Below are 11,775 nucleotides of genomic sequence, written 5' to 3' on the forward strand. Positions count from 1 at the left end.
AACTCGCTTTCCACGGCATCTACACCTCCCGCAGAACAAAAGCGGAAAGTGTAACCCGTCTGTCCGGTACGAAATGTCACCTATGTCTCGGGCCGCTCAGACGTCGGAGCGTACCGGTCGAGGAATTCCGCGAGCGGATTTGGTCACGCCAATGAAGATCGGGCCGCGGCCTGACAAACGGCTGCGAAAGAACCAGCGCATGCGCGGTTTTGCCGTCCGGACGATCGCCTTCTACGGTCCTGACAACACGTTCGCTTCCAAGGTTGCTGTCTCTCCTGTATCCGGGCTGAAGGAGCCGAGCCTGAGTTGCGCCGTTTGCTTTCGAATCCGCAGATGTGCGGTCGGATAAGACCAGGCTTGCGGAAATTGTCGGTTTTCTTAAGCGGCATTCGGTGCGCATCGATAGCGGTGGTCGACGGAATTATCGGTTGCCCGCACGAAGAAGGTGTATTGATTCCGAGAGAGAGTCCTGTCCGCGCTGTCGATGTTGGAGGGGCAGGGATCGCTGGACGGGCGAAGTGATCCTGACTGTCACGGGGCTGCCCAAGTCACGCCGCGCCACCCGCCTTTAACGCCCGCCGCATCACATCCCATACTCGCGCATCGCTCATCTGCGCTACGTTGAACCGCATGAAGTGCGACGCCGTCTGCGACACGCTGAAGACGTTGCCGGGTGCCAGCACCACATCCGCTTCGAGAGCCGCGCGTGCAACTGCCGTAGCATCCTGGCTGTCCCGGAGACGGCACCATAGGAAGAAGCCGCCGCGCGGCATCAGCCATGGCTCGATGCCGAGCGCCTGAAGCTTGCGCGCGACGTCGCGCCGGGCGCGCATGAGCTTTTGCCTGAGCTCGTCCATGTGCTTGCGATAGCTGCCGCCGGCCAGCACCGTTGCGATGACCTGTGTCGCGACCGGGCTCGGGCCGCCAAAGCTGGTTGCGACCTGGAGGTCAACGAGTTGCTCGATCCAGTCGGCTCGCCCTGCGATGTAGCCGCAGCGCACCGAGGCCGAGAGTGTTTTGGAGAAGCTGCCGGTGCGGATCACGCGATTGAGACCGTCCAGCGCAGCAAGGCGCGGCGAGCGTTCCGGCTCGAAGTCGCCGAAAATGTCGTCCTCGATGATGGTGAGGTCGTGCGCGGTGGCCGCGGTCAAAAGCCGATGCGCGGTCGGAAGCGACAGCGTCGCGCCGGTCGGATTGTGGAGCGTTGAATTGGTGATGTAGAGCCGCGGCCGCTCGCTGGCGAGGATCTGCTCGAAGCTTGCAACATCAGGCCCCGATGACGTGTAGGGCACGCCGACGATTTTTGCCTGATGCGCCCGCAGCAAGGCGCGAAAATTGAAGTAGCAGGGATCGTCCACCAGCACGGTGTCGCCGGGATGGAGCAGGAAGCGGCAGACGAGATCGGTGCCTTGCGTGCCTGAACCCGTCAGCATGAGCTGGTCGACCGACGCCTCGATCGCGTCTTCCGCGAGGCGCGCAAGCAACAGCCGGCGGAGCGCAGGGGAGCCGCGCGTGCTGCCATAATCCGTCAACAGGCTCTCGTCGGCGCGCGCGAGTGCGCGGATGGCGCGTCGCAGCGCTGCCTCGGGCATCCACTCCGGCGGCAGCCAGCCGCAGCCGGGCTTCAGCACCGTCGTGTCCACATCGAGCGACTGCCGCGAGACCCAGAACGGATCGACTTCCCGGGCGCGGCGCGGCTCGGCCTCGGTCAATGCGAGCGGCGGCATGATTGCCGGCGAGACGTAAAAGCCCGAGCCGCGGCGGGCGCGGATCAACCCTTCCGCAGCCAGACGGTCGTAGGCTTCGACGACGGTCGAAGGCGAAACCCGCATTGTCGCGGCAAGGCTGCGGATCGACGGCAAGCGGTCGCCGGCACCGAGCGCGCGGCCCGCGACCTTGGCACGAATCGCGCTCATCACGTCTGCGGTCCGCGTTCCGTTGCGCCCTCTCGCTGATGCGTCGTTGTCCAAGTGTATAGTCTTCCGTATCCATACAGTTTTGCCAGATTGTACTGAACTGTCGCTGGCCTTGTCATCTGCGATGCGCCAGGATTGCGAGCCAAAAGCGAGACAGGAATGCAATCTTCCGGCAGCGGCTGGGGCAATGGGCTTCTCGGCGTCATCATCTTCAGCGGCTCGCTGCCGGCGACCCGCGTGGCAGTCGGCGGCTTCTCGGCGCTGTTCTTGACGTCCGCGCGCGCGCTCATTGCGGCGTTGATAGGCCTGGCCGTGCTCGGCTTGCTCCGTCAGGCGCGGCCGACGAGGCAGGATCTCGCCTCGCTCGCCATCGTCGCCATCGGTGTCGTGGTCGGCTTTCCCTTGCTGACCGCGCTCGCGCTCCAGCACATCACCTCGGCGCATTCGATCGTCTTCATCGGCCTCCTGCCGCTATCGACCGCGATCTTCGGCGTATTGCGCGGCGGTGAGCGGCCGCAGCCGCTGTTCTGGCTGTTCGCCGTCCTCGGCAGTGCGACCGTGGCGGGCTTTGCACTGTCGAACGACGGCTCAAGCTCGCTGACCGGGGATCTTCTGATGGTGGCCGCGATCATCTTGTGCGGCCTCGGCTATGCCGAAGGCGCCGCGCTGTCGCGCCGCCTCGGCGGCTGGCAGGTGATCTCCTGGGCGCTGCTGCTCGCGCTGCCGCTGATGGTGCCCGTCGTGATTTGGACCTGGCCACCGACATGGAGCGGCGTCAGCGCGCCCGCCTGGGTCGGGCTTGCCTACGTCTCGGTCTTCAGCATGTTCGTCGGATTCATCTTCTGGTATCGCGGGCTCGCGCTCGGCGGCATCGCCCGCGTCGGCCAGTTGCAGCAACTCCAGCCATTCTTCGGTCTCGCGCTCGCCGGCCTGTTGCTGCACGAGCCGGTTGCCTGGAACATGATCGCCGCGACCGTCCTCGTGGTCGTTTGCGTCTTTTTCGCGCGGCGGTTTGCGTGACGATGGCCGGCTAGTCCTGCCTTCTGCCCGGCGATTTTTCGATCCCGGGGATTTGCGCGATCTGCTCGGCGAGAAAATCGACCAGCAGCCGCACCCGCGCGACGCCGGACCGCTCCGGCACGATCAGCATGTTCAGTGGAACGGGAGGCGGCGAATAGTCCGCAAGCACGCGTTCGAGTCTGCCGGTCGCGAGAAGGTCGCCGACGAGCCAAAGATGTGCGGGTGCAATCCCGCGGCCCGCCGCGAGCGCTTCTCGCGCGGCAAGTCCGTGATCGACGCGCAACCGTCCGGCGAACGGGACCGCATGGCGGCCGCCACGACGTCCTTGCAGGACAAGCACATCGCTGCCGGCGATGTTGGACATCCTGATGGCCTGATGATAGGCGAGGTCTTGCGGACGCGCGGGCCTGCCACGCTCGGCAAGATAGGTCGGTGCGGCGACAAGCACCCGCCGCGACTGTCCCAGGGACTTGAGCTTCATCGAACTCTCGGCAAGCGGCCCCAGACGGAGTGCGACGTCGACACCTTCCCTCACAAGGTCGATCCGTTCGTCGGTCAGGCTGAGATCCACCGACACGTCCGGATAACGGTCCTGGAACGCGAGGATGAAACGGCTGACGTGCAGCACGCCGAAGGCCGCAGTGCAGGATATCCGTACCATTCCAGCGGGCGCATCGCGCGTGCTGCGCGCCTCGTCGCCGGCGTGCTCGACCAGGCGCAGGATCTGCACGCAGTCGGCATAGTAGCGGCGCCCCTCCTCTGTCATCGTCACCCTGCGCGTGGTCCTGGTGAGCAGCGGCACGCCGACGGCTTGCTCCAGTTCGCGGATGTGCCGTGTCACCGTGGATTGGCCCAAATCAAGCTCGCGCGCGACGGCCGACAGGTTTCCGCGCTCGGCGACCCGCACGAAGCTGCGCATGCGCTCGAGCGTGACCTCCGATTTATCCATTTTCCGGCACAATTCTATCCATTGCCGACATCTACCGGTTTGCAGCCCGCCGCGCTAGCTGCGGGACATCGTCAACGAATGGTGCTGATCATGAAAGTGTTGATTGTTTTTGCGCATCCCGAACAGCGTTCGCTCAATGGCTCGCTCCGGGATGTTGCCGCCAGAGAGCTCGAGGCCCAGGGCCATGAGGTGCGGGTGACGGACCTCTATGCCCAAGGCTGGAAATCGGAGGTCGATCGCGCCGACTTCCCGTCGCTGCCGGCGGACGCGCGGCTGGCGCCCGCCGCTGCATCCAAGCAGGCCTTCGAGGCTGGTACACTCACTCCTGACGTCAAGCGCGAGATCGAGAAGCTGCTGTGGGCGGACGCGCTGATTCTGCAATTCCCGCTGTGGTGGTTCAGCATGCCGGCGATCCTCAAGGGCTGGGTCGACCGCGTGTTCGCCTATGGCTTCGCGTATGGCGTCGGCGAGCACAGCGACAAGCGGTGGGGGGACCGCTACGGCGAGGGCACGCTAGCGGGCAAGCGCGCGATGCTGATCGTGACGGCCGGCGGCTGGCAGGAGCATTATTCGGCCCGGGGGATCAATGGGCCGATCGAGGATCTGCTGTTTCCGATCAATCACGGCATCCTCTATTACCCCGGCTATGACGTCCTGCCGCCGTTCGTTGTCTACAAGGCCGACAAGCTCGGCGAAGCCGGTTTCGAAGCGATCGCCGAACGTTTGCGCGAGAGGATGAGAACGCTTGCGACGGCCTCGCCCATTCCCTATCGGCGCCAAAACGGCGGCGATTACCTGATTCCGAGCATGCAGCTGCGCGCCGGGCTCGAGCCTCCCGAGGCGAACGGTTTCGCGCTTCACCTCGAGCGAGCCGAGGCGCGCGTCTCGCGTGGTGAGCCGGGCGCCGTGCAGTCGCCGACCGATATCAGCGCCGCAATAGCGTAAGTGCCCTGCCAGGCAGACCGGCGAACGCGCGCGAGCTTGACGATTCTCGCGCGTCTCCAGCGACGTACGAGCCGCGAACGAGCTCACTCCATCACCGTTTTCGTCAGCGTCGAGCGGGCGAACTTCTTCAGCGGCATCGGCTTGCCGAACAGAAAGCCCTGCACGAGATCGAAGCCGAGCTCGTTCGCGGCGACGAGGTCGGTGCGGCTCTCGACGCCCTCGGCGACCACGCGCGCGCCGTAGCCCTGCGCGAGCTCGACGATGTGACGGCACACCGTGCGCTTCAGCCGGTCATTGCCGCTGCCGGTGACGAAATGCCGGTCCGCCTTCAGCATGACGAAGGGAATCTTGTCGAGGCCCATCAGCGCCGGCCAGTCGGCGCCGAGATTGTCCACGGCGAGGCCGATATTGTGCAGACCCACCTCGCGCGCGATCTCCGTCAGGTGGTCGAGATCGCGGGTCGCCTCTTGGCTGTCGATTTCGATCGTCAAGCCGCCGAAGGCCGGATGCGTCGGCATGCGGCGACAGAGATCGCGCACCGCCTGCGGCTCCTTCAGGTAGGACGCCGGCAGGTTGATCGAGAGATCGACCGGACTCTGCTGCTCCAGCAGATAGTGCCAGTCCTGCATGGCGCGCTCGATCACGAATTCCGAGAGGTCACGCAGATGCGGATCGTGCTCCTCGGGAATGAAATAGGCCGGCGGCACGACGCCCCAGGTGGGATGGCGCATTCGCACCAGCGCCTCGGCGCCGCTGCGGATCAGCGTGCGGGCGTCGATCTTGGGCTGGTACCAGAGCTCCAGCCAGCCGGCATGCAAGGCCTCGCCGACATGTACGGCCGGGCTCGGCGTCGGCTCCTCCGGCAGCAGCATCGCGACACGCTCGCGCAGCGTCTCCGCGGCAAAAGGCGTGGTCAGCGGCGGCAGCATCGCAAGGCCATATTCCTCGCCGACCTGCCGCACGGCCCTGACGATGATCGATTCGCGGGCGCCGACCGCGAGAACCTTCCCCGCAAATGCCTCGCGCACCAAAATCTCCAGGAATCTTCCCGGCTCGATGCCATCGGTGGCGACGCCGAGCAGGATCAGGTCCGGCAATTCGGTGGCGAGCACGGTTTGCAGCTCGTCCGCGCTGGCGCATTCGCTGGTGACGAAGCCCAGATCCTCGAGCACCTCACTGAGGAACGCACGCAAGTGGCGCTTGCTGTCGGCCACGCAGGCGCGCGGCGTCACCTTTCGCCGTCCGAAGGTCACAGGCCTTCGTCCGACGAGTTCAATAATCCCATCGTTCATCTCATACCACTCCCGTTCCGTGACAGTTTCATAAACGGCGAGCGTGGGTTCAAATAAGGAGAGCTTCACATCGTTGTTGAATTATCTGAGTAACGTTAAGCGCTGCAATTCGAGCTAATTTGTCGACAGAATCTTCGAAAAGAATTTGCATACTCAGGCACCGCACGGACAACGACAGCCAGCGCATGCTAAATTTCTCCCGCGCGATCGATCGAAGCGCGGCTCGCCGATGCCACGCATCGAGCGATGCGGTTGCGTAGCCGTTTGCTGCAATGACAGGGCGATTAGAGAATTAATTTCCGGCGGCTTTTTCGTGTTGGGCCATGCCACCGCCTTGTAGTCATAGGTCGGATGGAATTCGGTGCGGTAAGGGCCCCATGCCGTGTCCTCGATCACGCGGTTGACCTCGCGCAGCCGCGACGCCGGCAGGCGCAGCGTGATCACCTGGCCAATGCCCATCATCACATACCAGCTCAAGACCTCGACGCCGGGCGGCGGAAACGCCTTGTAGAAGCCCTGCTTTTCGAGTTGCGTATTCAGCTCGCGCAGCGGCCGGGATTGATCGTGCTTGAAGAAGACGGTCAGCAGCACCGCGTTGTCGGCGGTCGGCACAGCATCGCCTTGCGGCGTCGTTTGCGCCATCGTCGTCGATGTGAGCGCGAGCGCACTCACGAGCAACGTCACCATCGTCAGGATCCGTCGGTGCGATCTCATCGGGACCTCCTTGCGGTTTGTTCTTTCACTGCATCGGAGGATAGGAGGGACAGCTGCGGCCGCGGAACTCATTTTCGCGCGATACGGGCATGTTCCACCTTCGCTCGTGACGGTTCTGCGACGATGCGTCCCGTCCCTCGGCACAAATGTGAAACACATCACATGCGCATTGCCGCGCCTGCGCTATTGCTCCGCCCAGCCGGTGGTGGGCTGTCGAGGAGTGCAGCAATGACGATGCGGCGAATGATGTATTGGTGGTTCAGGTTCGTGCTGTCGGGCCGATTTCTCGATCGCTTCCTGTGCCTGCCGCGCGCGCATTAGGACATGATCGCTCACCGATAACGCGAAAGCCCCTCGCGCTTGATGACTGACCGATATCAGGTCTGCCCGATCAATTTGCGAAACGCCGCCGCGCCGTCCTGCATGGCGTCGCGTCCCTTCCAGGCCAGATAGGTCAGCTTGCCACCCAGGGTATCGTGGCTGCGCAGCCGGCGCGATCCGAGAATGTGACCGACATTGGCGGGGAAGCGGCTGACCTCGGCGGACACCAGCGCCGCGATCGCGTCCATCAATTGCTGGAGGCGGATGCCCCAATCGCAATGTTCGATGCCATCGATGCGGACCTTGAGCGCGTATTCGGTGTCGTAGATCTCGGCGAGCAGGTCGCGGGCGACCAGCACGCGATTGTGCCGGAGCGCGACCCGAAGAGCGAGGCGCTTGTCGTCGAGACGGTCGAGCACCATGGGGACGACGCAGGCATAAGGCGCGGCGGCGACGTCTGCGGCGGTCTTGCTAGCGGCGGCCTTGGTGGCGAGGCGTACCAATTGCCAGGGCGTCTTCAGCCGCCTTGCCACCAGTGTCAGCGCGAAGGGCATCGCGCGGGGATGGGACTTCCTGAAGGCGTCAAGTTGCAAGGTGATCTGGGCCACCTGGTTGTCATCGAACTTCGCGATCCGTTCGGGCAGCTTTTCGTTGAATTTCGGCAGCGCGTCGCCGGCGCGCAGCACGTCCAGCATCTTCATCACGTCGTCGAAGGCGGTGCGCGATGCGGTGTACTGCGCGAGCTTGGCGCGTGCGAGCTGGGCGCTCTCCGCCGACGCCAGGGTGCTCTCGAGGACCTTGAGGACCTTGGTCTGGAAGGTCGACGCGATTTTCTGCACTTCCTTCGGGTTGTTGGCGGCAACCTGGTCGTTGATCGCCTTGATGTAGTCGCGGGCCATGGTCGGCAGCAGGTCGCGGCAGATCCACTCCCAGATCGGGGTGAGGGTGTTGCGTGAGATCCGCCCCGCATTGGCGTGCTCGGGTGCGCCATCGATCAGGAGCAGCTCGAGCGGCGCGAAGAAATAGCGCGAGGGGCTGGTGGCGCGCGAATGGGCCGATCCGTCCTTGCGAAACTCGGCGCGCAAGCGGGACTGAATGTCGGCGGAGCCCGGCATGTCGATGCCACACAGCTCAAGCCGCTCGAGTTCGCTGAGCAGACAGCTCCGCGACATCGGCGTCAGCCTCTGCAAGAATTCCGACAGCCGATCGATCTCGTTCATGGCACGCAATCTTTCGCAGCGTCTCCCGCAGGCTTGCGGGCCCAATGCGTGGAGGCATTTGCGCGCTCTCAACCTCGCTTAGAGAAGCAAGTCGCCGTTAATTAATCCGTAAAATCCGGGGGACTGGCAGGAGCGGAGGTGCCGGTTGAGGGTTCTTCGCCCGCCTGCTCCAGAATCTGAGCCGAAATCTCAACCTCAGCGTGGCCGAGAGCGGCGCCGTGCAAGCATAAATTGTGCCGACGCCGCGGATTTAGCGCAAAGCTGCCGAAATCACCGTAGTCTTACGGAGCAAAAAGTTAATCACAGACCGGGCTCGGTTCCGCTAAACGAGTGACATGGCGTCACAGAATGATACGGCCACTGATTCGCGGCCGTCGGAATGGTACGAACGCAGCGCTGCTCCAGCTGAAGAGCTCGATTTCGTCCGCCTGAACGCCGTCCGTGCCAAGGCCGCCGACGACATGGCCGCCGCCATTGCCCGCGAGCTCAACGGCCCCCTGACTGCGCTCCTGCTCTACATGGGCGAGATCAAGCATCATAGCGATCAGCTCGCGCCCGTCACCGGCGACCGCGCCTATTTGCAGCGCGTTGTCGAGAATGCGCTGGCGCAGACTGAGCGCGTTTGCGGCCTCGTCAAGCAGCTTGCCGGTCCTCACAAGGGCGGCCTGCCGATCCCATCCGGGACCGGGGACGCCGCAGCGCGGATCCCGCGCGTGCCGCTGCCGCAGCGCGTGCCCAGCGCCGAATTGATTGGCCTGTCGGGCCAGAAGCGGCTGACCAAGCGCGAGCGCGAGGTGCTGAGGCTGATCAGCGAAGGTTATTCGAACAAGCAGGGCGCGCTTCGGATGCAGATCAGCCCACGCACATTCGAAAGCCACCGCGCCGAGGCGATGCGCAAGCTCGGTGCGCGCAACACCGCGGACCTCGTCCGTGCGGCGCTGCTGCATTCGATCGATTGAGGTTGATGGTCGCTTTGTGCCCGGCCGGCGGCGCGGCCCGGGAGAACGCCGATCCCGCTCAGAAATAGTCTTCGGCGAAGGGGCGCGTGCGCGATACGGGCCGCAGCGGCTTGGGCTCGTCCTTCGGTGCGTTCGGGATGATCGTGATGGTCCAGCGGGGAGGGATGCTCGATTCTTGCTCGAGTACCGAGCGCACGAAGCCAGTTACCGTCGACCCGCCAGCGTTCACCGTCGCCATCCGGCCGTTGAACTGAGCGATGCGGAAGCGACGGACCTCCTTCTGGTCCGCAGTCTCGTAGGTGAACATGGAAACCCTCCTGGTTTCTCGCGACTATCGCCAGCTATGATTAGCCATCTGTGAAAATCCCAAGCCGTAGAAGTACGGCGGGAATGCACGCGCGGGTGGTTTACAGCGTTTTCGAGCGAAGTGGATGCCGGTGCGCGTCAAGAAAACGCGTCAAGCCAGGAGTAGAACGTCCGCTTCGATTCCATCGGAACGGAAATGGCTCTAGCCTTCCGGTTCCTGCGCGCGCGCCGCGGCGTAGGCGGCATCCATCAGGTCCAGGAGCTCGCAGAGTTCTGTGTCGTGAAGCGTCTGCGCGGACTTCTCCAGCCGCAGCGCCAGCGCCGCGAGCCTGGCATAGCCGAACGTGCCGGCCGTACTCTTCAACGAATGTGCTTCGCGCGCGAGCCTCGCCTGGTGCTGCTCGCCCGAGAGCGTGCGCAACAGTTGCAGGCGCGCGCAGGTCTCGCTCCAGAACACCGCAAGCACCTCGCGGGCCCCGATCTCGCCGATTTCGCGCACCAGCGTGGCGTAAGCATTCGGGTCGCGCGCGGGCGCGCCATCGAGCACATTCTGCGCTGGCGCGACGCTCACTTCAAACATGGCCAGGCCTGCCTCGATCACGATTCCATGCCGCGCGGGCCGGGATCGGTGCGAGGCTCGCCATGTCTACGGCATCCGGATTTCAGTTCCGGAAGCAGGACGACTCGTGTTTGCGGGCCGGCATTAGCCGTCGGTTTACCACGCGCGCCGGCCGAGCAGCCGGTCGTAATGCGCCTTCACGGTGGCGTAGCATTCGCACGCGGTCTGACGCAGGCCGTCCAGGTTCATGATCTGGATGTGTCCGCGGCTGTAGTGGATGAAATTGGCCTGCTGCAAGGTGTTGGCGACCAGCGACACGCTGTTGCGCCGCGCCCCTATCATCTGTGCCATGGCCTCCTGGGTCAGCAGCAGCCGGTAGTCGCCCGACAGGTCGTGGGTGTGCAGCAGGCATCGCGACAGCCGCGACTCCACCGAATGGGCGGCGTTGCAGCCTGCGGTCTGCTGGACCTGCGCGTAGACGGCAAGGCCGTGGCGCGTGAGCAAGGTCCGCAAGCTGCTGCTCTGGTCGGCCGCGCCGCGCAGCCGGTCGAGATCCATCATGGATGCGACCCCGGGGATCAGTACGACGGCCGTGTTCAGCGCGCATGCATCGCCCATCGTCGAGAGTGTCCCGAGCAGGCTGTCGCGGCCGATCATCGCGACCTGCACATGCTCGCCCTTGGCGAGCTTCACCACCAGCGAGATGACGCCGCGGTGAGGAAAATAGGCGCGCTTGAGGGTCTCGCCGGCCTCGACCAGCACCGCGTCATGGGGCAGATCGACCGCACGCAGGTGCGGGCGGATCAGCTCATAATCGTCTGCCGACAGCGCAGACAGGAAACCGTTGGATGGGCGCCCCGTCGTTTCCAAAGCTGCCTCCTCGCCTTCTGAACCATCGCTCCTTGTGCGAGTAAGTTCCAACATGTTCACGTTGGGCTATGTTAGCAATTGGGACAAGATGTCCGGCCTCGGCATGAGGACACGTCGTGCGGAAAGTAGACGTGCATCAGCGCGGCGCCCGCCGGCGCCGAGATCGACTCGTCCGCGCGGCTGGTTAGCGCGGAACGAGCCGCACCGGCCACGGGGTAACGGTTCGTTTACCGCAAACCCGAACTTTGCGGATCTCGGCAAAGCACGAAGCGGCCCTCGTGAGGTCGGGCGCGATCGCGCGCCGGCTCCATTCAATTTCACGCAGGCCGTGCCTATCGTCTTCACGGATAGAACTTTCTCGCGCGCGCCGTTGCGCCGTAATTGGCGCGTTTACCTCACGCCCTTTCCCCGTCGCGGTCCGGTGCCGGTTTTGCCGAAATGTGCCATGGCATGCCGCCGAACGGCAAACTTGTCTTCAATATCCGTATTAGCACGGAGGCTGAAATTAACGGGACCGTGAAAGGGGATGTCTAACGATCGAAAGAGGGCTTCCGTCGATTCCAAGCGCGGCTCAGCCGCGGAAGTCCAGCTCAGTAAGGCGTACCTCATGGATGATCTGTTGCGGGAGTTTTTGACGGAGACCAGCGAGAGCCTGGACACCGTCGACAATCAATTGGTGAAGTTCGAGCAGGAGCCGAACAACG

General features: G+C 64.1%; 10 protein-coding genes and 1 pseudogene. 3 read left to right on the forward strand and 8 right to left on the reverse strand.

The genetic code is table 11. The features are described from left to right. Positions 1-548 precede the first annotated feature (548 nt). A complete protein-coding gene (locus tag IVA87_RS23165) occupies positions 549-1,916 on the reverse strand; it encodes a PLP-dependent aminotransferase family protein (protein WP_247335082.1) in 1,368 nt (455 codons plus the stop codon). A gap of 159 nt (positions 1,917-2,075) precedes the next feature. On the opposite strand from IVA87_RS23165, the gene IVA87_RS23170 reads away from it, so the two are divergent. After that, the gene (locus IVA87_RS23170; protein ID WP_247304227.1) at positions 2,076-2,936 is read left to right on the forward strand and encodes a DMT family transporter; all 861 of its coding nucleotides are present in this window, start codon (positions 2,076-2,078) and stop codon (positions 2,934-2,936) included. A 10-nt stretch (positions 2,937-2,946) separates the two neighbouring features. On the opposite strand, the gene IVA87_RS23175 is transcribed toward IVA87_RS23170, so the two are convergent. Continuing rightward, positions 2,947-3,885: a LysR family transcriptional regulator gene (locus IVA87_RS23175; RefSeq protein WP_247304225.1), complete on the reverse strand. Its 939-nt coding sequence runs from the start codon at positions 3,883-3,885 to the stop codon at positions 2,947-2,949. Between the two features lie 90 nt (positions 3,886-3,975). Here IVA87_RS23175 and IVA87_RS23180 point away from each other — a divergent pair, with 90 nt between their 5' ends. Further along, positions 3,976-4,830: an NAD(P)H-dependent oxidoreductase gene (locus tag IVA87_RS23180; RefSeq protein ID WP_247335084.1), complete on the forward strand. Its 855-nt coding sequence runs from the start codon at positions 3,976-3,978 to the stop codon at positions 4,828-4,830. Between the two features lie 83 nt (positions 4,831-4,913). On the opposite strand, the gene IVA87_RS23185 is transcribed toward IVA87_RS23180, so the two are convergent. From IVA87_RS23185 to IVA87_RS23195, 3 genes and pseudogenes are all read right to left on the reverse strand, one after another. After that, positions 4,914-6,122 carry an EAL domain-containing response regulator gene (locus IVA87_RS23185; protein WP_247335087.1) on the reverse strand — a complete coding sequence of 403 codons (1,209 nt, stop codon included), beginning with the start codon at positions 6,120-6,122 and terminating at the stop codon, positions 4,914-4,916. A 327-nt stretch (positions 6,123-6,449) separates the two neighbouring features. Further along, positions 6,450-6,836: pseudogene (locus tag IVA87_RS23190) on the reverse strand (hypothetical protein); the annotation flags it as partial. Between the two features lie 377 nt (positions 6,837-7,213). Beyond that, positions 7,214-8,377, reverse strand: a complete 1,164-nt coding sequence (locus tag IVA87_RS23195; protein WP_247304222.1) for a hypothetical protein — start codon at positions 8,375-8,377, stop codon at positions 7,214-7,216. A gap of 335 nt (positions 8,378-8,712) precedes the next feature. Between IVA87_RS23195 and IVA87_RS23200 the strand changes: the two genes are divergently transcribed. Then, on the forward strand, positions 8,713-9,336 hold the full coding sequence (locus IVA87_RS23200) for a helix-turn-helix transcriptional regulator (protein ID WP_247304221.1): 624 nt from the start codon (positions 8,713-8,715) through the stop codon (positions 9,334-9,336). Between the two features lie 58 nt (positions 9,337-9,394). Here the strand turns inward: IVA87_RS23200 and IVA87_RS23205 are convergent, their stop codons facing one another. The 3 genes from IVA87_RS23205 to IVA87_RS23215 form a co-directional block, all read right to left on the reverse strand. After that, complete coding sequence (locus tag IVA87_RS23205) at positions 9,395-9,643, reverse strand: hypothetical protein (RefSeq protein WP_247304220.1); 249 nt, start codon at positions 9,641-9,643, stop codon at positions 9,395-9,397. Between the two features lie 201 nt (positions 9,644-9,844). Further along, on the reverse strand, positions 9,845-10,222 hold the full coding sequence (locus IVA87_RS23210; protein WP_247304229.1) for an Hpt domain-containing protein: 378 nt from the start codon (positions 10,220-10,222) through the stop codon (positions 9,845-9,847). Between the two features lie 135 nt (positions 10,223-10,357). Next, positions 10,358-11,071 (reverse strand): Crp/Fnr family transcriptional regulator, encoded by a 714-nt coding sequence (locus tag IVA87_RS23215; RefSeq protein WP_247304219.1) that lies wholly within the window; start codon positions 11,069-11,071, stop codon positions 10,358-10,360. Between the last annotated feature and the right edge of the window lie 704 nt (positions 11,072-11,775).

Origin of the sequence: Bradyrhizobium sp. 147 (assembly GCF_023073935.1) — a bacterium.
In the GTDB taxonomy this organism is placed as follows: Bacteria; Pseudomonadota; Alphaproteobacteria; order Rhizobiales; family Xanthobacteraceae; genus Bradyrhizobium.

Bases quoted from the DNA above. Each gene is read 5' to 3' on its own strand.
- IVA87_RS23180 (WP_247335084.1), top strand. From the start codon at position 3,976: ATGAAAGTGTTGATTGTTTTTGCGCATCCCGAACAGCGTTCGCTCAAT.
- IVA87_RS23185 (WP_247335087.1), bottom strand. From the start codon at position 6,122: ATGAACGATGGGATTATTGAACTCGTCGGACGAAGGCCTGTGACCTTC.
- IVA87_RS23175 (WP_247304225.1), bottom strand. From the start codon at position 3,885: ATGGATAAATCGGAGGTCACGCTCGAGCGCATGCGCAGCTTCGTGCGG.
- IVA87_RS23195 (WP_247304222.1), bottom strand. From the start codon at position 8,377: ATGAACGAGATCGATCGGCTGTCGGAATTCTTGCAGAGGCTGACGCCG.
- IVA87_RS23210 (WP_247304229.1), bottom strand. From the start codon at position 10,222: ATGTTTGAAGTGAGCGTCGCGCCAGCGCAGAATGTGCTCGATGGCGCG.
- IVA87_RS23170 (WP_247304227.1), top strand. From the start codon at position 2,076: ATGCAATCTTCCGGCAGCGGCTGGGGCAATGGGCTTCTCGGCGTCATC.
- IVA87_RS23200 (WP_247304221.1), top strand. From the start codon at position 8,713: ATGGCGTCACAGAATGATACGGCCACTGATTCGCGGCCGTCGGAATGG.
- IVA87_RS23205 (WP_247304220.1), bottom strand. From the start codon at position 9,643: ATGTTCACCTACGAGACTGCGGACCAGAAGGAGGTCCGTCGCTTCCGC.
- IVA87_RS23165 (WP_247335082.1), bottom strand. From the start codon at position 1,916: ATGAGCGCGATTCGTGCCAAGGTCGCGGGCCGCGCGCTCGGTGCCGGC.